Source organism: Fictibacillus sp. UD (genome assembly GCF_043558025.1).
In the GTDB taxonomy this organism is placed as follows: domain Bacteria; phylum Bacillota; class Bacilli; order Bacillales; family Fictibacillaceae; genus Fictibacillus.
In genome coordinates, this window is the sequence record NZ_JARUHH010000001.1 from 485101 (window position 1) to 507048 (window position 21948).

The 21948-nt window shown below is 40.0% G+C and carries 22 protein-coding genes, 3 pseudogenes and 1 riboswitch; of the genes and pseudogenes, 22 read left to right on the forward strand and 3 right to left on the reverse strand.

The annotated features are described in order from the left end of the window. Positions 1 to 23: 23 nt before the first annotated feature. Positions 24 to 109, forward strand: a riboswitch (glycine riboswitch). Between the two features lie 172 nt (positions 110 to 281). The 3 genes from gcvT to gcvPB are packed head-to-tail and all read left to right on the forward strand — an operon-like array spanning position 282 to position 4207. Next, positions 282 to 1382 carry a glycine cleavage system aminomethyltransferase GcvT gene (gene gcvT, locus P8610_RS02505; RefSeq protein WP_289495159.1) on the forward strand — a complete coding sequence of 367 codons (1101 nt, stop codon included), beginning with the start codon at positions 282 to 284 and terminating at the stop codon, positions 1380 to 1382. Positions 1383 to 1403: 21 nt separating this feature from the next. Beyond that, the gene (gene gcvPA, locus P8610_RS02510; RefSeq protein WP_394602969.1) at positions 1404 to 2768 is read left to right on the forward strand and encodes an aminomethyl-transferring glycine dehydrogenase subunit GcvPA; all 1365 of its coding nucleotides are present in this window, start codon (positions 1404 to 1406) and stop codon (positions 2766 to 2768) included. Further along, on the forward strand, positions 2744 to 4207 hold the full coding sequence (gcvPB, locus tag P8610_RS02515; protein ID WP_289495161.1) for an aminomethyl-transferring glycine dehydrogenase subunit GcvPB: 1464 nt from the start codon (positions 2744 to 2746) through the stop codon (positions 4205 to 4207). Before gcvPA ends, gcvPB begins: the two co-directional genes overlap by 25 nt. Positions 4208 to 4255: 48 nt before the next feature. Here gcvPB and P8610_RS02520 read toward each other — a convergent pair whose 3' ends face one another. After that, a complete protein-coding gene (locus tag P8610_RS02520; protein WP_289495162.1) occupies positions 4256 to 4633 on the reverse strand; it encodes a rhodanese-like domain-containing protein in 378 nt (125 codons plus the stop codon). 149 nt (positions 4634 to 4782) lie between these two features. Here P8610_RS02520 and P8610_RS02525 point away from each other — a divergent pair, with 149 nt between their 5' ends. From P8610_RS02525 to P8610_RS02555, 7 genes and pseudogenes are all read left to right on the forward strand, one after another. Then, positions 4783 to 5619: a lipoate--protein ligase family protein gene (locus P8610_RS02525; RefSeq protein ID WP_394602970.1), complete on the forward strand. Its 837-nt coding sequence runs from the start codon at positions 4783 to 4785 to the stop codon at positions 5617 to 5619. 358 nt (positions 5620 to 5977) lie between these two features. After that, positions 5978 to 6820: pseudogene (locus tag P8610_RS02530) on the forward strand (ribonucleotide reductase N-terminal alpha domain-containing protein); the annotation flags it as partial. A 309-nt stretch (positions 6821 to 7129) separates the two neighbouring features. Then, a pseudogene (locus P8610_RS02535) lies at positions 7130 to 7780 on the forward strand (vitamin B12-dependent ribonucleotide reductase); the annotation flags it as partial. A gap of 298 nt (positions 7781 to 8078) precedes the next feature. Beyond that, positions 8079 to 9200: pseudogene (locus P8610_RS02540) on the forward strand (vitamin B12-dependent ribonucleotide reductase); the annotation flags it as partial. A gap of 105 nt (positions 9201 to 9305) precedes the next feature. Continuing rightward, positions 9306 to 10343, forward strand: coding sequence for a spore photoproduct lyase (splB, locus tag P8610_RS02545; protein WP_289495164.1), 1038 nt, complete (start codon positions 9306 to 9308; stop codon positions 10341 to 10343). 112 nt (positions 10344 to 10455) lie between these two features. Continuing rightward, positions 10456 to 10872, forward strand: coding sequence for a transcriptional regulator MntR (gene mntR / locus P8610_RS02550; RefSeq protein ID WP_289497609.1), 417 nt, complete (start codon positions 10456 to 10458; stop codon positions 10870 to 10872). A gap of 243 nt (positions 10873 to 11115) precedes the next feature. Then, positions 11116 to 12054, forward strand: a complete 939-nt coding sequence (locus P8610_RS02555) for a patatin-like phospholipase family protein (protein WP_289495165.1) — start codon at positions 11116 to 11118, stop codon at positions 12052 to 12054. Positions 12055 to 12056: 2 nt separating this feature from the next. On the opposite strand, the gene P8610_RS02560 is transcribed toward P8610_RS02555, so the two are convergent. Both P8610_RS02560 and P8610_RS02565 read right to left on the reverse strand, forming a co-directional pair. After that, the gene (locus P8610_RS02560) at positions 12057 to 12428 is read right to left on the reverse strand and encodes an SA1362 family protein (protein ID WP_289495166.1); all 372 of its coding nucleotides are present in this window, start codon (positions 12426 to 12428) and stop codon (positions 12057 to 12059) included. 19 nt (positions 12429 to 12447) lie between these two features. Further along, entirely contained in the window at positions 12448 to 13392 is a 945-nt protein-coding gene (locus P8610_RS02565; protein ID WP_394602971.1) for a DUF1385 domain-containing protein, read from the reverse strand. Positions 13393 to 13578: 186 nt separating this feature from the next. Between P8610_RS02565 and P8610_RS02570 the strand changes: the two genes are divergently transcribed. From P8610_RS02570 to P8610_RS02625, 12 genes are all read left to right on the forward strand, one after another. Then, the gene (locus P8610_RS02570) at positions 13579 to 14094 is read left to right on the forward strand and encodes a YqhR family membrane protein (RefSeq protein ID WP_394602972.1); all 516 of its coding nucleotides are present in this window, start codon (positions 13579 to 13581) and stop codon (positions 14092 to 14094) included. 77 nt (positions 14095 to 14171) lie between these two features. Next, entirely contained in the window at positions 14172 to 14624 is a 453-nt protein-coding gene (gene aroQ, locus P8610_RS02575; protein ID WP_394602973.1) for a type II 3-dehydroquinate dehydratase, read from the forward strand. After that, the gene (locus P8610_RS02580; RefSeq protein WP_394602974.1) at positions 14621 to 15694 is read left to right on the forward strand and encodes a M24 family metallopeptidase; all 1074 of its coding nucleotides are present in this window, start codon (positions 14621 to 14623) and stop codon (positions 15692 to 15694) included. The genes aroQ and P8610_RS02580 overlap by 4 nt, the downstream gene beginning before the upstream one ends. 21 nt (positions 15695 to 15715) lie before the next feature. Further along, the gene (gene efp, locus P8610_RS02585; protein ID WP_198767749.1) at positions 15716 to 16273 is read left to right on the forward strand and encodes an elongation factor P; all 558 of its coding nucleotides are present in this window, start codon (positions 15716 to 15718) and stop codon (positions 16271 to 16273) included. Between the two features lie 431 nt (positions 16274 to 16704). Then, entirely contained in the window at positions 16705 to 17634 is a 930-nt protein-coding gene (gene spoIIIAA / locus P8610_RS02590; RefSeq protein WP_394602975.1) for a stage III sporulation protein AA, read from the forward strand. After that, the gene (gene spoIIIAB / locus P8610_RS02595; protein WP_394602976.1) at positions 17631 to 18146 is read left to right on the forward strand and encodes a stage III sporulation protein SpoIIIAB; all 516 of its coding nucleotides are present in this window, start codon (positions 17631 to 17633) and stop codon (positions 18144 to 18146) included. The genes spoIIIAA and spoIIIAB overlap by 4 nt, the downstream gene beginning before the upstream one ends. Before the next feature lie 15 nt (positions 18147 to 18161). Beyond that, positions 18162 to 18368: a stage III sporulation protein AC gene (gene spoIIIAC, locus P8610_RS02600; RefSeq protein ID WP_066290831.1), complete on the forward strand. Its 207-nt coding sequence runs from the start codon at positions 18162 to 18164 to the stop codon at positions 18366 to 18368. Between the two features lie 13 nt (positions 18369 to 18381). Beyond that, on the forward strand, positions 18382 to 18771 hold the full coding sequence (gene spoIIIAD, locus P8610_RS02605) for a stage III sporulation protein AD (RefSeq protein WP_066242234.1): 390 nt from the start codon (positions 18382 to 18384) through the stop codon (positions 18769 to 18771). A gap of 17 nt (positions 18772 to 18788) precedes the next feature. Continuing rightward, a complete protein-coding gene (spoIIIAE, locus tag P8610_RS02610) occupies positions 18789 to 19973 on the forward strand; it encodes a stage III sporulation protein AE (protein ID WP_394602977.1) in 1185 nt (394 codons plus the stop codon). Positions 19974 to 19984: 11 nt separating this feature from the next. Further along, entirely contained in the window at positions 19985 to 20614 is a 630-nt protein-coding gene (spoIIIAF, locus tag P8610_RS02615) for a stage III sporulation protein AF (protein ID WP_289495174.1), read from the forward strand. Continuing rightward, the gene (gene spoIIIAG, locus P8610_RS02620; protein WP_289495175.1) at positions 20611 to 21252 is read left to right on the forward strand and encodes a stage III sporulation protein AG; all 642 of its coding nucleotides are present in this window, start codon (positions 20611 to 20613) and stop codon (positions 21250 to 21252) included. The genes spoIIIAF and spoIIIAG overlap by 4 nt, the downstream gene beginning before the upstream one ends. Before the next feature lie 4 nt (positions 21253 to 21256). Then, positions 21257 to 21769 (forward strand): SpoIIIAH-like family protein, encoded by a 513-nt coding sequence (locus P8610_RS02625; protein WP_289495176.1) that lies wholly within the window; start codon positions 21257 to 21259, stop codon positions 21767 to 21769. The last annotated feature ends 179 nt before the right edge of the window (positions 21770 to 21948 follow it).

The following is a 21948-nucleotide window of genomic DNA, read 5'->3' on the forward strand; positions in this document are numbered from 1 at the left end:
CTTGGACAATAACATACTCGCGAATGAAAGTAAGAGGAGAGACTGCGTTAGCGGCGCCGAAGGAGCAAACAATTGTGAAACTCTCAGGCAAAAAGACTCTTGCTAGACGCATCTCTGGAGAGTGCTTTTTAATAGATGAAAGCCACCAACGAAGAAACTCAATGATATTTTGAGAAACTTACAGGTTGCAGGACAGAGGATCCCATTTTAAGGGGTCTTTCTGTCCTTTTTTTGTCCAGAAAAGTCCGAAAATTTTTAAGTATGAAAAAGGAGGAATTCACATGGCTACATTGTTACGAACACCGCTATTCGAAACATACAAAGAACACGGTGGAAAAGTAATTGATTTTGGTGGTTGGGAATTGCCTGTTCAGTTCTCAAGCATTAAAGAGGAACACGAGGCTGTTAGAACAAAAGCAGGTTTATTCGATGTATCTCACATGGGAGAATTTGATGTAAGAGGACCGAATGCATTATCGTTCCTGCAATATACGATGACCAATGATGTTTCTAAACTTCAAAACGGCCAGGCTCAATATACGGCTATGTGCTATGAAAACGGCGGTACAGTGGATGATCTTTTAATTTATAAAAGAGATGAAAACGATTACTTGCTCGTTGTGAATGCCTCTAATATTGAAAAAGATTTCGAATGGTTAAACAGCAAAAAGCCAGAAGGTGTAGAACTTGTAAATGTTTCTCCTGAATATGCACAGCTTGCAATCCAAGGACCTAAAGCAGAAGAAATTTTACAGAAGCTAACAGATACAGATCTTTCTGAGATCGGATTCTTCCGTTTTAAAGAAGATGTATCACTGGCTGGAATCTCCGCCCTTGTTTCTCGAACAGGCTATACAGGAGAAGATGGCTTTGAAATTTATTTAAAAACTGAACATGCAGAAAAGCTGTGGAGATCTTTGCTTGAAGCGGGCCATGAAGACGGCTTGCGCCCAGCTGGACTTGGGGCGCGTGACACTTTACGCTTTGAAGCTAAACTTGCTCTATACGGTCAAGAACTTACAAAAGAAATCACTCCAATAGAAGCTGGTATCGGATTCGCAGTGAAAACAGATAAAGAAGCAGATTTTATCGGCAAAGAAGTACTGGCAGAACAAAAGAAAAATGGAGCGCCAAGGAAGCTTGTCGGCATTGAGATGATCGATAAAGGTATCCCGCGGTCTCATTATGAAGTATATAAGGGCGATGTGAAGATTGGAGAAGTTACAACCGGGACACAATCGCCAACATTAAAGAAAAATTTAGGCCTTGCTTTGCTCGAAAAGGACTTTACAGAGCTAGGTACTGAAGTGGAAGTACAGATTCGCCAAAAACGCTTAAAAGCAAAAGTTGTTGCTTCACCATTTTATAAACGAGGAAAATAGAGTTTTTAAGGAGGAGAAACCATGACATTCCGCTATTTGCCAATGACAGCCCAAGATAAAAAGGAAATGCTTGAAACGATTGGAATTGAAACGACAGAAGATCTTTTTCAAGATATTCCAGAAGAAGTTCGCTTTAAAGGACGTTTACAAATTGAGGAAGCTTTGTCTGAGCCTGAGCTCGTGAAAGAAATGGGCCGTTTGGCTGCGTTAAATAAAAATACAAAAGAACATGCATCATTCTTAGGAGCTGGTGTGTACGATCACTATTCTCCATCGATCGTAAATCATATGCTTCTTCGCTCTGAGTTTTACACAGCATATACGCCATATCAGCCTGAGATCTCTCAAGGTGAACTTCAAGCGATCTTCGAATTCCAAACGATGATCTGTGAATTAACAGGTATGGATGTTGCCAACTCTTCCATGTATGATGGCGGAACTGCACTTGCTGAAGCGGGTCTTCTATCTGCAGCGCAAACTCGCAGAAAGAAAATCGTTGTATCCAAGTCCGTTCATCCAGAGTCTCGTGATGTACTGAAGACTTATGCTAAAGGACAGCATCTACAAGTAGTAGAAATTGAAATGGAAGATGGAATGACTTCACTTAACGCTTTGCGTGCTGAAGTGGATGAAGAAACGGCATGTGTAATCGTGCAATATCCAAACTTCTTCGGACAGATTGAACCGTTAAAAGAGATTGAAGAAATCGTTCATGGAGCGAAAGGAATGTTTGTTGTTTCTTCAAATCCGCTAGCTTTAGGTGCCCTCACTCCTCCAGGGAAATTTGGTGCAGATATCGTCGTAGGTGACGCACAGCCATTTGGTATCGCTCAAGGATTTGGCGGTCCTCACTGTGGATATTTTGCTGTAACAACTAAACTAATGCGTAAAGTTCCTGGTCGACTAGTAGGTCAAACACTTGATGAAGACGGAAAGCGCGGCTTTGTATTAACGCTTCAAGCGAGAGAGCAGCACATCAGACGTGATAAAGCAACAAGTAACATTTGTTCAAACCAAGCGCTAAATGCTCTTGCAGCATCCATTGCCATGACAGCTCTTGGAAAGCAAGGTGTTAAAGAAGTGGCTCACCAAAATATCCAGAAAGCACACTATGCAAAAAAAGTGCTTGAAGAAAAAGGCTTTAAAACAGCTTTTACTGGACCGTTCTTTAACGAATTTGTCATTGAATTAAAGTGTTCTGCAAAAGAAGTGAATCAAAAGTTATTAGAATCAGGAATAATTGGAGGCTATGATTTAGGTCTGTCTTATTCAGAACTAAAAAATCATATGCTTTTAGCTGTTACTGAAGTGAGAACAAAAGAAGAAATCGATCAGCTTGCAAATGTATTGGAGGGATTAGCATGCGTACAGAACATCAGTCACTAATTTTTGAATTGTCAAAGCCAGGTCGAGTGGGATACAGCATTCCTGAACTTGACGTTCCAGAAGTAAATGTGGAGTCAATTATTCCATCTGATTATTTGCGTACAGAAGAAGCTGACCTTCCTGAAGTTTCTGAGCTTCAAATCGTCCGTCATTATACAGCATTATCCAATCGTAACCATGGAGTTGATTCTGGTTTTTATCCCCTTGGTTCATGTACGATGAAATACAATCCAAAAATCAATGAAGATGTTGCACGTTTTCCTGGTTTTGCCCATATTCATCCTCTCCAAGATGAAGAGACGGTACAAGGTGCAATGGAAATGATGTACCGTTTGCAAACATCTCTAGCTGAGATTACAGGTATGGATGAAGTAACGCTTCAGCCGGCAGCTGGTGCACATGGTGAATGGACAGGTCTTATGATGATCCGTGCTTATCATGAAGCAAATGGAGACTTTAATCGAACTAAAGTCATCGTTCCAGATTCAGCTCACGGAACGAACCCAGCATCTGCGACCGTTGCAGGTTTCGAATCGATTACCGTAAAATCGGATGAGCGCGGTCTTGTTGATTTAGAAGACTTAAAACGAGTAGTCGATCAAGATGTTGCTGCTCTTATGCTTACAAATCCAAATACATTAGGACTTTTTGAAGAACATATTTTAGAGATGGCAAAGATTGTCCATGAAGCTGGCGGCAAGCTTTATTATGATGGCGCGAATGCGAACGCGATCTTAGGTTTTGCTAGACCTGGGGATATGGGCTTTGATGTTGTTCACTTGAACCTGCATAAAACATTTACAGGACCACATGGCGGCGGAGGACCTGGATCAGGACCAGTCGGAGTGAAAGCGGATTTAATCCCATTCTTGCCAAAACCAGTACTTGTCAAAGAAAACGATGTTTACAAATTTGAGTACAATCGTCCACAGTCAATCGGACGTGTTAAACCTTTCTACGGTAACTTTGGGATTAACGTTCGTGCGTTTACGTACATCATGACGATGGGGCCTGATGGATTGCGCCAAGTGTCTGAAAATGCAGTGTTGAACGCAAACTATATGATGCGCCGTCTGGAGCCTCATTTTGATCTGCCGTTTACACAGCACTGTAAACACGAGTTCGTATTATCTGGACGCCGTCAGAAGAAGTTAGGTGTAAGAACACTCGATATTGCAAAACGTCTTTTAGACTTTGGCTATCACCCGCCAACCATTTACTTCCCATTAAGTGTAGAAGAAGCAATTATGATCGAGCCGACTGAAACTGAGTCTAAAGAAACTCTTGATGAATTTATTGAAAAGATGATTCAGATTTCAAAAGAAGCAGAAGAAACACCTGAAATCGTTCAAGAAGCACCTCACACAACAGTTGTAAAAAGATTGGATGAAGCAACAGCAGCTAGAAAGCCAATCTTAAAGTACAGCAAACAAGTTTAAAGTACAAAAAAAGCAGCCCGTTTTTTGAATGGGCTGCTTTTATATGTGTTAATTTGATTTTACTCGGCCTGTCCATTTTCTGAACCCGCCATGTAAATGATGCAGTTGGCCGTACTTCTTCTTCTTAAGGAAGTTGGCTGCACGAGCACTTCTGAATCCGCTCTCGCAATATAAGTAAACAGGCTGGTCGTTACGAACTTCCTTCAATCTTTGTCTCATTTGAGATAAGGGAATGTTGCGGGCTCCTAAAATATGACCCTTTTTAAACTCTTCAGGTTCACGGACATCAATCAATTGAGCCTTACGATAACCTGCCTTGAACTCTTCTTCGTTTAATGTCTTTAAAAATCTCTTTTGGTATAGACCCATACCAATCACATAGGCCAATAAAGCTACCACGATACCTGCTAAAACTATCCATCCCATAACGCTTGCACTCCTTTAAACAATCTACCACAATTATAGCGGTGGATCGCTATATAGGCAAAAGAAAAATCTAACTTTAAGCGATTGTTTTGACACATACTCCGAATTTGGTACACTAGTTACGAATGAATCGCAGGGAGACGAAAAACGTGGAAAAAGAAAACTGGTATTATATTGATTCTGGAAATTGCGAACCGGCAATAAATATGGCGATGGATGAAGCGCTTCTTACTTGGCACAGTGAAGGTAAAATCCCTCCCGTTATCCGCTTTTACGGGTGGGATCCAGCGACACTATCCATCGGTTACTTTCAAAAAGTAGAAAAAGAGATTAACCTTGATGAGGTTAAAAAATATGATTTAGGCTTTGTTAGACGCCCAACTGGAGGACGCGGGGTTCTTCATGATCAGGAGTTGACATATAGTGTAATCGTATCTGAATCGCATAAGGATATGCCTCAAAGTGTAACAGAAGCTTATCGGGTAATCTCTGAAGGAATTAAAGAAGGATTTCAAGGTTTAGGTTTGGATGCTTACTTCGCTGTTCCAAAAACAGAAGAAGAGCGAGAAGGGTTGAAAAATCCTCGATCTGCCGTTTGTTTTGATGCCCCTTCCTGGTATGAATTAGTCGTTGAAGGCAGAAAAGTGGCAGGAAGTGCTCAAACAAGGCAAAAAGGTGTGATTTTGCAGCATGGATCCATTTTGTTGGATCTAGACGAAGATAAACTCTTTGACCTTTTTAAATACTCAAGCGATCGACTACGCGAGAGAATGCAGTCTGCTTTTAAAAAGAAGGCAGTTGCCATCAATTCATTGCTTTCAGACCCTGTAACGATTCTAGATGCAAAAATCGCCTTTAAAAAGGGTTTTGAAAACGGCTTGAATATTAATCTTGTTCCATATACTCTTTCAAATGAGCAGTGGGCTGAAGTAGAACACATTGCTGAAACTCGCTATCGTAATGATGAATGGACATTTAGACGTTAATAACTGAAAAATCGAAACCTCCTTAGAGGTCTCGATTTTTTCTTTTGGTAAAGTGTGTAAAAACATTAGAAGTCAAGATATTAATTTTTTTTGTGATAGAGCAGGATTTTAAGAAAAACACGTGTTTTAAAGCTTTCTGTAACTTCCAATAAATACAAATCTAATTTTCAGCCAAATATTTAATAAAATCATAAAAAATAGTGTGCAATCTTCAATTTGCTGTAATATCCTCATGATTTTAAGTTTGACAATTTTTTTTCTTTGACACGAGGTTTACGTATATATAGTATAAGGGTAGAACTTATACATACAAGATATAGATATACATCGTATGTGATTTTAATAGAGGAGGAGAAATATGGACACAGTCGCAACTGTTAAAAAGGGTATTGATATTGACGCTCTCAACAGTGATATAGCTCAATTTCCACAAGTGCACCCCGTAACTTCTACAATGAAAACCACTCATAAAGGTGTTTCTCGATTGGTTATGCTCGATCGTTACAGCTTTAAGGACACAGAAAAGAAAACGTTAAAACCGGGTGATTTTGTTGTTTTAACCGTAAAAGAAGATCCAAAGTTTCCAGCAAGAGGACTTGGATACATTCAATCGGTCAACTGGGATGACAAAAATGCCGTCGTACTCGTTGAAGACGAATTTAAAGCGGTGCTAGAAAAACCGGAAGAAGCCGAAACAGGCTTGATCACTCGTTCACTAGATGTAATGGACAAGCCCCTAGAAGTATTTTATGAGCAAATCGCTCTGAGAAATGCGACAGGCTTAGCATCTGTAGAAACGACAGAAGAGAAGCGCCAAGAATCTTTCGAGAAATTTTACAAAGAACTCTCTGAAATGAACTTTGTTCCTGCAGGACGTGTTTTATATGGAGCAGGTGCAGAAACGGATGTAACGTATTTCAACTGTTACGTGATGCCATATGTAAAAGATTCGCGTGAAGGCATCTCAGATCACCGTAAGCAAGTGATGGAGATCATGAGCAGAGGCGGCGGTGTAGGAACGAACGGATCTACTCTTCGACCGAAAAACGCACTCGCTAGAGGCGTAAACGGAAAATCATCAGGCTCTGTATCCTGGCTGGATGATATCGCGAAGTTGACGCACTTGGTTGAGCAGGGCGGAAGTCGTTAACACCATGGCGACTTAATCTCGTGAATTGCTGGAACACCCTAAAGCTTTAGGAGCTACAACGTGGCTGGTAACAGCGGGCGTGAACGCTTGAAAATTCTAAAGATAGTACAATGGGCAATCAGCAGCGAAGCGTCTTTGGAAACAAAGATGAACGTTCAACGACTATTGAAAGTTCCTAAGGTTAATATCTGTAAAAGTGGAGGTTAACGATGGAACGAGTAAACCATAATCATCGGCAACGAGGTTACGGGGCACGAGACAAAGAAGAACTTTTTCTTTGATGATATAGTCTGATCTTACATGAAAGTGTAAGAGGGTGGCAGAAATGTCCATCCCCTCATTATGAGAGTAACAAAAAAGCGTGGGGCACAAATGATCATGCTGGCCGACTGGCATCCTGACATCATTGATTTCATCATTTCTAAAATGCAGAATCCTCGTATTTTGCGTTATTTGATTGAAAATACGAACGACGAAAAAATTAAGCAGGTCGCTCAAGATAAATTGAAGTTTACACCGCTGACACCAGCTCAAAAAGCGATGTACGAAGGAATTCTTCGCTATAAAGACATTCCGGGAACAGGCGGCTTCGATTCTGATGTTTTACGCGATGCTGAAACAATGCTTCGCGATGGTGGGACATACAGTGTTCATAATTCTGAGTTCTTAACTGGAGCAAATATCTCAGTTACGATCACTAAAGAATTTATGGAAGCAGTAGAAAGTGACACTGAGTATCTATTACGCTTTCCAAGTGTTGAGGCATACACGCCTGAAGAGATGGAAGCATACAACAACGAGTGGCATGAGGTCGGAGATGTTCGGGTTTGGGAAGAGAAAGGCTATGGTATTCGAGTATACAAACGCATCCAAGCTCGTGAACTTTGGAACTTGATCAATATTTGTGCCACATACTCAGCTGAGCCAGGAATTTTCTTTATTGATAACGCCAATGACATGACAAATGCTACAGCATATGGACAAAAGGTTGTAGCAACGAATCCGTGTGGTAAGGTGGCTTGAATTGCCTCACGTTAAAAACTGCGGAACTAAGCGGGAAGGGTGAGAATCCTAATCCGAACCGAAGACTGAGTGTAAAAGTTCAGTCAGGGGCAACGCATAGGGGATGAAACTGAACGATTCAGAATATAATTCCCCCACGAGGCCGCAGCAATAGTTAGAATTTATCAAACTATTGAAGAGATATGCTGAGCTGGACCAGAAACGACTGGTCGTACCTTAACTAGGGATGAGGGAAACGAACCTCCAGAAACAAAGGATAAAAAGCCTTTGTGATAACAAAAAACTGGAACAACCACTTGCACCATACAGTGTCTGCAACCTTGCTGCTGTAAACCTTGGCAACATGGCAGACAAAGAAAACAAAACAGTCGATTTTGAAAAGCTGAAACAAACGGTTGAAGTTGGCGTACGCATGCAAGACAACGTTATTGATGCAACACCATACTTCTTGGAACCAAACCGCGTTCAAGCGTTAGGTGAGCGTCGTGTGGGATTAGGAGTAATGGGACTTCATGACCTTCTTATCTATTGTGAAACAGTATATGGATCAGAAGAAGGAAACCAACTGGTAGACAAGATCTTTGAAACGATAGCTGTTACGGCTTACCGCACTTCAATCGAACTTGCAAAAGAGAAGGGTAGCTTCCCGTTCTTAGAAGGTGCATCAGAAACGGAAACTGAAACGCTAAGAAATCGTTTTATTGAAACAGGTTACATGAAAAAGCTTCCAGAAGATGTTCGTGAAGATATCTTAAAATACGGCATTCGTAACTCTCACTTGTTAACAGTCGCGCCAACTGGATCCACAGGAACCATGGTTGGAGTCTCCACAGGATTAGAGCCATACTTCTCATTCTCCTACTTCCGAAGCGGTCGTTTAGGGAAATTTATTGAAGTAAAAGCTGATATCGTAAAAGAATATTTGGACTGCAATCCTGATGCAAACGAGAACGAGCTTCCTGAGTGGTTTGTAGCAGCGATGGAGCTTGCACCAGAAGCGCATGCGGATACACAATGCGTCATCCAGCGCTGGGTAGACAGCTCGATCTCTAAAACGGTTAACGCGCCAAAAGGATACACGGTTGATCAAGTTCAAAAGGTTTACGAACGTCTTTATAAGGGCGGAGCAAAAGGCGGAACGGTTTACGTTGACGGAAGTCGTGACTCACAAGTTCTTACACTAAAAGCAGAAGAGACATTTGAACAGACCGAAATCGATCTTGGTATGGAAGAAGAAAAAAGCAAAGTCGTTATTTTAGATACGATTACAGATCTTCGTTCAACAGATGTAACAATCGGGAACGAAGTAGGCAATACTTGCCCAGTTTGCCGAAAAGGAAAGGTAAAAGAAATCGGCGGCTGCAATACATGTACAAATTGTAATGCACAATTAAAATGCGGACTTTAAAATTAGCACGGGGAAGGAACTGGAAATGTTCCTTCCTTTTTCTTTTGGACCGAATAGCACATACTAACTCCATCATTTGTGAAAAAAATTGTGGGGTGTAGTGTTATGGCTGGTGCAAATAAACCGTTTATGCCGCAGTTGATCTATTTTGAACCGCGTGCACTTGAATATCCGTTAGGAAAAGAATTGTTCGACCGATTCAGCAAGTTGGAAGTGGAGATCAGAGAAACGACGTCACATAATCAAATCCGTGATCTGCCAGGTGACAATGATTTTCAAAAGTATAGAACCGCAAAATCAACGCTTGTTGTCGGAATCAGAAAGACTTTGAAGTTTGATTCGTCCAAGCCTTCTGCAGAATACGCAATTCCTTTAGCGACGGGATGCATGGGTCATTGTCATTATTGTTACTTACAAACGACTCTTGGCAGTAAGCCTTATTTACGAACATATGTGAACACGGATGAAATCTTTGCTCAAGCCGAAAAGTATATGCAAGAGCGAGCACCTGAAGTTACTCGCTTTGAAGCATCGTGTACATCAGATATCGTTGGAATTGATCATTTAACACATAATTTAAAAAGAGCGATTGAATTTTTTGGAGCAACCGATCTAGGCAGACTTCGTTTTACGACAAAGTATCATCATGTTGATCACTTACTCGATGCCAAACATCAAGGAAGAACACGATTTCGATTTAGTGTGAATTCGAATTATGTAATTAAAAATTTCGAACTTGGCACTAGTCCGCTGGAAGAACGTATTAATGCAGCTATACGAGTAGCGGAAGCTGGATACCCGTTAGGATTTATTGTAGCTCCACTTTATCTTCATAAAGACTGGGAAGAAGGATATAAAGAGCTTTTTGACATTTTAGAAGCAAAAATTCCGAAGCATTTAACAAACGACCTGACGTTTGAACTTATACAACACCGTTTTACGAAACCTGCAAAACGAGTTATTGAAAAAAACTATCCTAAATCTAAGCTTGAAATGAACGAAGAAGAGCGTAAATACAAGTGGGGACGTTATGGAATCGGTAAATATGTCTATCAAGATGATCAAGCAACAAGATTGCGGGAAACCGTTGAAAATTACATTCATACGATGTTTCCTTCAGCAAAGATCGAGTATTTTACGTGATGGAGTGGTTAATAGGTTCCCTTGTCACGCTTACCATTCTATAGTATCCTTTTTATAGAGACCAAGCTGGTTTAGTATATAGGGAGGGAACATTTTGCCGCCAACCCCAAGTATGGAAGACTATATAGAACGCATTTACGCCTTAATCGAAGAGAAAGGCTATGCCAGGGTATCAGATCTTGCTGAAAACCTAGAAGTGCATCCCTCTTCTGTGACCAAGATGATTCAGAAACTCGACAAAGGCAAGTATGTCGTTTATGAAAAATACAGAGGATTCGTTTTAACGCCTAACGGTAAAAAGCTAGGTAAGCGATTAGTTTACAGACATGAATTACTTGAAGAATTTTTAAAGGTTATCGGTGTAGACCAAGAAAACATCTATCAAGATGTTGAGGGGATCGAGCATCACTTAAGCTGGAACGCGATAGACCGAATTGGAGATCTTGTGCAGTTCTTTGAGGAAGACGAGAGCCGACTAAAGCAATTACGAGAAGTACAAGCGAAGAATGAAGAACAAGAACAATCATAATTTATATGGTTGTTTTTTTGTGCGCTTACTACAGGTTTATAGCTGGCAAGCAGTAAATTGTAAGAAGTGGACAGTAAAACGTGAAAAGTGGACAGTATTTTTCTAAAAGTGGACAGTAAATTGAGAAAACCCGACAGTATTTTTGAAATATGGACGGTAAAGGTTATTATATAAATTTTATTTTCATAAATCGGTAATATGGGACATCTTCTGCTGATTAGGATAGTAGTGGAGGAGATGTTTATGCGGATTGATGGTGTTTTTTCTGGTGGAGGCATCAAGGCACTTTCTTTGATTGGAGCTGTTGAAGCGGCTGAAAATCGGGGGCTTACTTTTGAGAGGGTAGCTGGAACGAGTGCGGGTGCGTTGATGGCAGCTTTAATTAAGGCGGGTTATTCGGCAGGAGAAATGAAAGAGCTCATTGATCAATTGGACTTTCGAAAATTTCTGGATACGAGTAAAACCATTGTGCCTATTCCTTTTATGAACTGGTTAAAGTTATATTGGAAACTAGGATTGTTTAAAGGAGATTACTTGGAAAACTGGGTGGCGTCCCTTTTAGCTGCTAGGGGAATTGTTACGTTTGCGGATATTCCTTATGGAAGCTTAAAGATCATTGCCTCTGATATTACAAGAGGCAGGTTGATTGTTTTGCCAGACGATTTAGAAGAATATGGGCTGCTGCCTGAACGTTTTCCTATTGCTCGAGCAGTAAGAATGAGCTGCAGCTTGCCTTATTTTTTTTATCCGATCAAGTTGTTTAATCGAGTTGGACAGAAAAGTTATATTGTTGATGGAGGAGTGCTTAGCAACTTTCCGATGTGGTTGTTCCAAAGAAGAGATCGCGTTCCAATCCGCCCTGTATTAGGGTTTCAGCTAAGTTCATATATTAATGATCATATACCAACACATAATGTGAAGAATGCCGTGCAGTTGTTTAAAGCTTTATTTGAGACGATGATGCAAGCACACGATAACCGTTATATTGATTCACACGATGCAAGAGATATAATATTTATGCCGGTTAAACATGTTTCGGTAATAGATTTCCAGCTTTCGTCAGAAGCAAAAAATGAATTATATACATTTGGTCATGATCGAGCAGAGCACTTTTTGCAAAACTGGATTACAGGTAAGAGGTATCCTCATCCAGCGCATCCATCATACAAAAATCGAGCCTAATCCTAAAAGGAGGCTCGATTTTTTTTCTTGTTCTTTTTACCTTCGATTACGGTTAAATGATGTTCACGTGTTCTCTTTTTCTGAGCGGAACTTTTTGCAGCCTTTTTGTTAGGAAACAGCGGAGATGCTTTCGGCGGTTTCTGATTGGAGCCATACCGTTTTTGCGACTGTTTGACTGCTTTTCTATATTTGCCGTTTACACCCGATGAAGTTCTCCGAAAGATAAAGTAAAACACGGCGACCACTGCTGCTCCGATCAGAATGGTTGTAAATAATTGGCGAGGTGAAGTGATCAATTGATAAAGAATTCCTACAACAGCCAGTGAAATAACGAACCAAATGATGGGATGCAATTTTCTGCTATTCTGTTGCAACAGGTTCACCTCCTTATGATTAAACGATTTGACTAGCGTTTTTTTCACTTTCATAGGATGCGTCACGACGCAACATTTCATTAAAAGAAAGAATAGAAACTTCTATTTGTTTTTCATCAGGTTCTTTTGTTGTTAATAACTGAAGCCATAGTCCCGGGTATCCGAGGTAACGGAGAACAGGAACATCTCTTAATTTATTCGTAAGTTGTAATACTTCAAAAGATACCCCTAAAACGACAGGGATAAGCGCAAGTCTGCATAAAATTCTTAGCCAAAGCGGATCAGATGGGAAGAAGTAATAGATAAACATTCCAACGATTACGGTAAATAAGATAAAACTGCTGCCGCAACGGTAATGAAGTCTAGAATGGCGTTTCACGTTTTCAATCGTTAGTTCATCGCCTGCTTCGTAAGTATTGATGACTTTGTGTTCTGCACCATGATACATAAATACCCTTTTAATCGCTGGTGTCAACGATACAAAATAGATGTAGCTTAATAAAAAGATAAACTTGAATAAACCTTCTAGAAGATTTTGACCTAGGTGTCCAGGTACGATAAAGCGAAATGCTTCTGCTAAAAACACAGGTACAAGTGTGAATACAAACTTACCAAATAGAAAAGATAGAACACCGATAATCGCTAAAGAAAAGAAAAAGGCAAATTTAGATGGTTTATCTTCTTCTACTTTTTCTTCTTCACCAGGTTCTACACCGAACCGTTCAGCTGAAAAGTTTAAGTGCTGTGTGCCATTCATGCTCGCTTCGATTATCGCTATAAATCCTCGTAAAAAAGGAATCTTCTTTAATTTAGATAAAACTGGAGAAGGTTTCTTTTTCAGTTCAAAATACTCGATAGAATCATCATTTCTCCGTATTGCCGTAACGTATGTGTGCTTACCGGCAAACATAACCCCTTCAAGTACGGCTTGACCGCCGTATGCGGGCTTTTTCTCTTTTGTCATGTTGAACCCCCAGCCTAAAGTTTTGTAGGTACTTTCTATTCTACAGTAAAGCTGGATATTCCTCCACATGGGATGATTGTATTTTTCCCATTTTATACATGTTTTACACGGATTATGATTGATGAATGTTGAGAAGTTTGGGCGTTAATTTTGTGGACATACTAGAAATGTTGGAGGTGGTCGTATATGAGCGATTCAAAATTAGAACAAGACAAACAAGAGTCTCAATCCTCGTTTATGAGCAGAGTGATAGGTGTTGGTTTTTTTGGAGGTCTAATATGGGCTTCATTTGGTTTTATTGCATACTACTTAAATTTTTCAAAAGTAGGTCCTGCACTCGTCTTAGCACCGTGGGCACTCGGGAAATGGAAGTCCGAGTGGCTTGGGCAGCTGATCAGTATTCTGATTGTCGCTTTACTATCAATCCTTGTAGCGATTGCATATCGTTATGCTTTTGCTAAGGTCAAGTCGATGTGGGCTGGAATCATATATGGAGTGGCGTTGTGGGCGATTGTATTCTATCTGCTTCATCCGATATTTCCTGGATTAGAACCTATGAATACGATAGGTAAAAACACGATTACAACTACGCTTTGTATATACATCTTATATGGTGTTTTTGTGGGATACTCGATTTCATTTGAATACAGTGAGCGTTATGGTCAGGCACAAGGGAATAAGGAATCTGCACAAAGTTCGTAACTATTCAAATGATCAGCCCCTATGATAGAATGTTTTATGAACATTCTATTTTTTTATGCAAAGGCTAGGTGTTTCCGATGAACAACAGAAATTTACTTATCATTAATGGACCGAATTTAAACAGATTGGGAAAACGGGAGCCTGGCATTTATGGTGCAAAAACATTAGACGACCTAGAAAACGAACTAGAAGAGTTATCAGAAAAACTTCTAATGGGAGTATCCTTTCATCAAAGCAACAATGAAGGCGATATCATTGATTTAATTCATGGTGCTGCTGGTCAATTCCAGGGTATTGTCTTAAACGCAGGAGCTTATACTCATTATAGTTATGCGATTAGGGACGCAATTGCCAGTGTGGATGTCCCAGTTATAGAAGTCCATTTGTCCAATGTTCATGCTCGGGAGGAATTTCGGCGTGACTCTGTTATTGCCCCAGTTACGATCGGACAGATTTCAGGTTTTGGTTTTGATAGTTATAAATTAGCGCTGCATGCTTTTAACAATCAATTTAAGGGGGATGCAATATGAGACGTGTTGAAAAAGCGAGAGAGTTGTTTGAAACGTTTGATATTGATGCATTGCTAGTCACTTCTTCTTCAAACCGCTTTTATTTAAGTGGGTTTAAGGGCAGTTCAGGTGTACTTTTAATTACAAAGGAAGAAGCCATATTGGTTACGGACTTCCGCTATAAGACACAGGCAGCTGAACAGGCAGAGGGTTATCGAGTCGTCATGCATACCGCTCCGATTCCAGAAGAGGTGGCAAAGTTAACGAAAGAACTTTCAATCCAGAAGCTTGGTTTTGAACAAGATCATGTTACATATTCTTCTTACCGTACATATGAGAAACAATTAGATTCACAGGAGACCGAACTCGTACCTGTAACGGGGCTTGTGGAAAAGTTGCGCTTGATAAAGGATGAATCAGAGATTAAGATAGTAAAGGATGCAGCAAGCATTGCCGATGCCGCTTTTTCACATATCATAGAGTTTATTCGCCCAGGTCTTACAGAACGTGAAGTTTCTAATGAACTAGAATTTTTCATGAGAAAAAATGGAGCAGCTTCATCCTCATTTGATATCATTGTGGCTTCAGGCTATCGTTCAGCCCTTCCACACGGTGTTGCTTCAGATAAAAAGATTGAGACTGGTGAATTAGTAACCTTGGATTTTGGTGCATACTACAAAGGTTATTGTTCTGATATTACTCGTACGGTTGCGATCGGTAATGTTTCAGATGAGCTTAAAGAGATCTATCAAGTTGTGTATGAAGCACAAATGCTTGGAATGAAAGGCATTAAGCCTGGAATGACGGGCAAGGAAGCAGATGCGTTAACACGGGATTATATAACTTCAAAAGGATTTGGTGACAATTTTGGACATTCAACGGGCCATGGAATAGGCTTAGATGTTCATGAAGGACCTGCTTTATCTATGAAGTCTGATACAATTCTTGAGCCTGGGATGCTTGTTACTGTAGAACCTGGAATTTATGTTTCAGGAATAGGTGGAGTTCGTATTGAAGACGATGCACTTATCACGAAAGACGGTAATGAATCACTAACTCACTCAACAAAAACGCTTTTAACAATCAGTTAAACGATTCAGGAGGATAATAACATGATTTCAGTAAACGATTTTAAAACAGGATTAACGATTGAAGTAGATGGAGGGATTTGGCAAGTTCTTGAATTCCAACATGTAAAACCCGGAAAAGGAGCGGCATTTGTTCGTTCTAAACTTCGTAACCTTCGTACAGGCGGTATCCAGGAAAAAACGTTCCGTGGCGGAGAGAAAGTTGCAAAAGCACATATTGAAAACCGTAAGATGCAATACCTATATGCATCAGGAGATACGCATACGTTCATGGATAACGAATCATATGAGCAAATTGAGCTCCAAGCTTCTCAAATTGAGTACGAATTGAAGTACTTGCTTGAAAACATGACAGTACACATCATGACGTATCAAGGTGAAACGATCGGTGTTGAACTGCCGAACACAGTAGAATTAGTAGTTGCTGAGACTGAGCCTGGAATCAAAGGTGATACAGCTTCAGGCGGAACAAAACCAGCTACCCTTGAAACAGGATTGATCGTTCAAGTGCCTTTCTTTGTTAACCAAGGAGACAAGCTGATCATCGATACAAGAAATGCAGCATACGTATCACGTGCATAGTTAAATAATTGGTAAAGCCTCATTCTGATTCTTTAATCGGGATGAGGCTTTTTTGTTATGAATTTTACGGTACGTGTTCTTTTATTTGTTACACGTTCGCTCAAACTGGACGGTGTTTCGCTCCTAACTCCTTCCATTCCGCCCAGTGGGCCCCATTTTTCGCTCCAATTAGCTACAGTTTCGCTCAGTGTGTCCATCGTTTCGCTCCGAAAGTTGAATAAGCTTATTACAAACCCCGTTAACGTTCAAAAAAGTATATAAATGTGGTGATTTATTTCTATAAAACTTCATTTACCTTCCTCTTTAATCAGCTTATCACTGAAACTCACTTCATTTTTTCTCAACAGTACTACTAAACCTCCCTTTATTGGCATAAAGCGTAGGGATAAGCCATACGTTTATAGTACTAGCCTTTTAAAGGAGAAACGGTTATGGAAACCATTTTTAGACTCTTTCCGGAAGAAATTCAGCATACTTTAAGAAATCTGCCAGCTCCTATCCTTCAATCAGTTGAGGAAATAAGAGTTAGAATCGGACAGCCGTTAGAAATTTTATGTTCGGGTAAGCCGATCTATCCGTTAGAAAAAACGATCCTGGCAGAAGAATCCCAAGTATTGCTCAATCGTTTAAGTCAGCATTCTCTATACGCGCTAGAAGAAGAGCTGAAGCGGGGCTATATCACGATCTCTGGAGGTCATCGCGTAGGACTAGCAGGTAAGGTGATCACGGAGCATGGATCTGTTAAAGCTATAAAAGATATCAGTTCATTTAATGTAAGGATTGCGAGAGAGAAAATAGGAATTGCTGAACCGCTTCTACCCTACCTGTTTCAAAAAAATTGGCTGAATACATTGCTGATTGGCCCTCCGCAGACCGGGAAAACTACCCTTTTAAGGGATATTGCAAGGCTAGTCAGTTGTGGCGCAAACAAAAAAAATATTCCTTCTTTTAAAGTTGGTATCGTTGATGAACGTTCTGAAATAGCTGGTTCCATTAAAGGGATTCCCCAACATTCACTTGGACAAAGAGTGGATGTACTTGATGCCTGTCCAAAAGCGGAAGGTATGATGATGCTTATACGTTCGATGAGCCCGCAAGTTTTAATCGTGGATGAAATTGGGAGAAAAGAAGACGGTGAGGCTATTTTAGAGGCTATGCACGCTGGTGTACAGATGATTTTCACTGCCCATGGAAGCAGTTTAGAAGATGCGCTCAAAAGGCCTGTGATGAAACCCTTGTCTGGTCTTTCGCTGTTTCAAAGATATGTAATTTTAAGCCGTGATAAAGGACCTGGTACGATACAAAGGATTTATGATGGGGCTTTCAATGAAATCTATCGGTCGCCGGTTGGTGCAGCATGATGAGTTGGATCGGTGCGATCGCTATTCTTTCTGCAACCACAATATTTGGATTTGAGTGGGCAAAGCGTGTAAGAGAAAGACCAAAGAAATTAAGAGAACTAAAAGTCACTCTTCAAGCACTAGAGGCAGAGATCATGTATGGGTCAACACCTCTTCATGAAGCCTTTCAGCATATAGGAAAACCTTTAAAAGAGCCTTTATCTACTTTTTTTCTTACGATTTCTGATTCTTTGATTGAAGGTGAACTCTCTGTTCAAGAAGCATGGGAGAGTCAACTGGCTGTATTGACAAAGGAAACGTCCTTTAAGTCCGGAGAAATAGAAGTGCTTCGCCAGTTTGGATCAACGCTTGGCAGACATGACAAAGAGCATCAGCAAAAGCAGATACAGTTAACACTCGCCCACCTTACCCGTGAGGAAAAAGAAGCAAGAGACATACAAGAACGCTATGAAAAAATGTGCAAAAGTCTTGGGGTGTTAATGGGGCTTTTAATCGTTATTCTCTTAATGTAACAGGAGGTCTCACTAATGGGATTGGATGTAAACGCAGTGTTTCAGATTGCAGGATTAGGAATAATTGTCGCGATGCTTCATACCGTTTTAAAGATGATTGGTAAAGAGGATTATGCGCACTGGGTAACGCTTTTAGGATTTGTTGTTGCTCTATTTATGGTTATTACTTTATTAGATGACTTGTTTCAAAAAGTAAAAGGAGTCTTTTTGTTTCAGAATTAAGGAGGGGGCCAGATTGGAAATTATCCAAATTGTTGGTTTTGGACTGGTCGCTGCTTTCTTAGCTTTAGTCCTTAAAGAACAAAAAGCGAATTTCGCCTTTTTGGTTACACTCATGGTCGGAGCAGGAATCTTCTTGTTCTTGATCGATAAGATTGGACAGGTATTAACGATGCTTCAACGGCTTGCCATTAATGCAAACGTCAACATGGTCTATGTAGAAACGTTACTAAAGATTATTGGAATCGCTTATATCGCAGAATTTGGAGCGCAAATTACACGTGATGCAGGGCAAGGAGCTATTGCTTCCAAGATTGAACTCGGAGGTAAGATTCTGATCCTTGTGATGGCTATACCAATATTGACGGTTATTATTGAAACCGTGCTGACGCTTATTCCCAAATAAGAAAGCAGGTTGTAAAGATGCAGACAAAGTTGAAGCGGACAAGTCTAATTATGCTAGTAATCTTCTCTTTTATGCTATTCGGTAACTCAGAATCTGCATCTGCGAGCTCGATCACTTCAAAAATGGTAGATCAACAAGTCTCATCCATGCAGCTTGATGAAATTAAACAATATTGGGATAGCATCTCTAGTGAATATGGTGGTTTTTTGCCGGAAAGTCAAAAAGGAACGTTTCTAGAATTTGTAAAAGGAGAGAAGGATTTCTCCCTCAAAGGTTATATGATGGGCCTTATGAAATTTATGTTTCATGAGCTTGCCGTTCACGGGAAGTTGTTAGGAACACTAATATTATTAACCGTATTCAGTATGCTCCTCCAATCTATACAGAATGCTTTTGATCGTTCAGCGATCTCCAAAGTAGCATATGGCATTGTCTATATGGTTTTGATTATTTTAGCACTAAATAGTTTTCACGTTGCGATCTCATATGCAACAGAAGCAATCGATAATATGCTTAGCTTCATGATTGCACTCATTCCCCTTCTTCTTGCTTTGATGGCAACAGTAGGAAGTATTGCTTCAGTGGCATTCTTTCATCCAGTCATTTTATTTTTAGTAAACACAAGCGGGCTTTTGATTAAAAACTTTGTTCTGCCCCTTCTTTTTTTATCAGCTTTATTAAGTATCGTTTCCACCATGTCTGAACATCACAAAGTGACGCAGCTCGCGAAATTGTTAAGAAATATCAGCATGGGTGCTTTGGCCTTTTTTTTCACAGTCTTCCTCGGTGTGATGAGTGTTCAAGGAGCTACTGCAGCTGTTGCCGATGGAATAACGATTAAGACTGCAAAATTTATTACAGGCAATTTTATACCGGTCGTAGGACGTATGTTTACGGATGCAACTGACACAGTAATGAGTGCATCTATCTTACTGAAAAATTCTGTTGGTATTATTGGAGCTCTATTATTACTCTTACTAGCTATCTTCCCAGCAATAAAAGTACTTATTCTCGCTTTCATATACAGCATGGCAGCAGCCCTATTACAGCCGTTAGGTGGCGGCCCGATCGTAGAATCGTTAAGTATCATCGGTAAAAGTGTCATGTTTATCTTTGCTGCACTTATGACTGTCTCTATCATGTTCTTTCTTGCAATTACGATTATTATTGCAGCGGGCAATGTAACGCTAATGGTTCGATAGGAGGTGGGATTATGGCGTTTTTAACAGAATGGATCACAAACATTATTATTCTTGTCTTATTAGCGGGCGTCATAGAACTCTTATTGCCAGGGAACCAGTTTCAGAGTTACATCAAGATGGTTGTAGGATTACTTATACTTCTAGCTATGCTCTCACCATTATTCAAACTTATAAATTCTGATCTGGATCAAGTATTCATGGCCATGGATCTACCAGCCGCTGCAAAGGAAAATGAAATAAAAAATTCAATAGAAGAGAATAAAAGTGAAATACAATCCGCACAACGTGCATATATATTAGAGCAAATGGCTGTCCCAATGAAAAAACAAGTTCAGGAGGAGTTGAAAAAGACGTATGAATTAGAAATTGTCGATCTTCAAATCCAAACGGAAATGGGTACAGAGCCGTTAAAGCCTGAAGATATTACTGGTGCAAAAGTGGTACTGGCCAAACATCATGAACAAGCAGGAATTTCAGATGTTTCAGAAGTGAATGTTAGTATCGCTCATCCACAAAAACAGGAAGACCTTGAACACCAAGAAGTTCCTGATGAGATTGTGTATTTCTTGGCCAGCCAGTGGCAGCTAGATTCACAGCAAGTTGAGGTGCAAATGGAAGGGGGAGAGGATTTATCCCAATGAAACATTCATTTTGGGAACAGATAAAAAAACGGCTGCAGCTTAGTGATAAAGCAGGGAATAAACAAAAGTACTTACTAGTATTACTTCTATTGGGAATTTCTCTTATGTTTATTAGTAAAATGATAGACTCCCCTGCTCAAAAAAGCGCTTTAAATGGAATAGGCATGGAAACAGAACCGAAAACCCAAGCAGTTTTTAAACAAGCCAAGGAAGTGACAGATAAGAATATTAAGACATATGAAGATCGTTATTCCAACGAGCTAAAAGATTTATTAGAACAGATGCAAGGTGTAGGAAAAGTATCAGTCTGGGTAGAGCTTTCCACAACAGAAAAAAAAGAGTTTGTAACAGATGACAGCACCCAAAGTCAAACAACGCTAGAAAATGATAAAAATGGAGGCACCAGAACGATAGAAGATCAAAAGATAGATGAAAAAGTCGTTATCATTTCAAATGATGGAAGAGAAGAGCCAATTATCGTGACAACAGAAAAACCTAAGATAAAAGGAGTGGCTGTGTTAGCACAGGGTGCTGAGAGCATTCAGACTAAGGCGATGATTATCGAGCTTGTGAAGAAGATTTTTGATATTGGAAGTGACCAGATCTTTGTAGGACCAAAAAATCCTGAGGGGGAATAAACAAATGTTATTGAAAAAACAAACGGTTTGGCTTTTAACCATGCTTAGCTTAATTATTGTTCTATCGGTCTATTATATTACAGCTCCTGGTGCAACAGATGACCTAGCCTATCTTGAAGCAGGCAAGAAATCAGGTAAAGATGCGACTGTTTCAGGTGTAGCGAATGATGATTTGTTTACGGCACTTCGTTTAGAGCGAGATGAAGTTCGTGATGAGATGAGTGCAGATTATGTAGCAGTTGCAGGTTCAGAAGATGCATCAGCTGAAGTTCAAGCGGATGCTTGGGCAAAAATGACTGAGCTTCAGTCACTCACGATGCAAGAATCAACAGTAGAGACATTGATCAAGTCGATGGGCTTTGATGATGCACTTGTAAGCACGATGAACAATCAGATTAAAGTAATCGTAAAAGCTGATAAACTTTCCAAAAAAGAAGTTGTAGAGATTATGAACGTAGCCAATGAACACTTAGGAAACAGCAAGACTGTAGCCGTTGAATATCACGCATCTAAATAAAAGCTGTGTTCTCAAGCTTCGTTACTTTGAAGGATCTTCATCAGCATGCTTGTAGAAATGAGCTAACAAACAAAAAGCCGGAGACTCCGGCTTTTTGTTTGTTTTTGATGACCAGCTTTTTTTATTTTTGCAGAGTTTCATGATATATTTTATAAAACCCTAAAAGTTTAGCTGGTTTG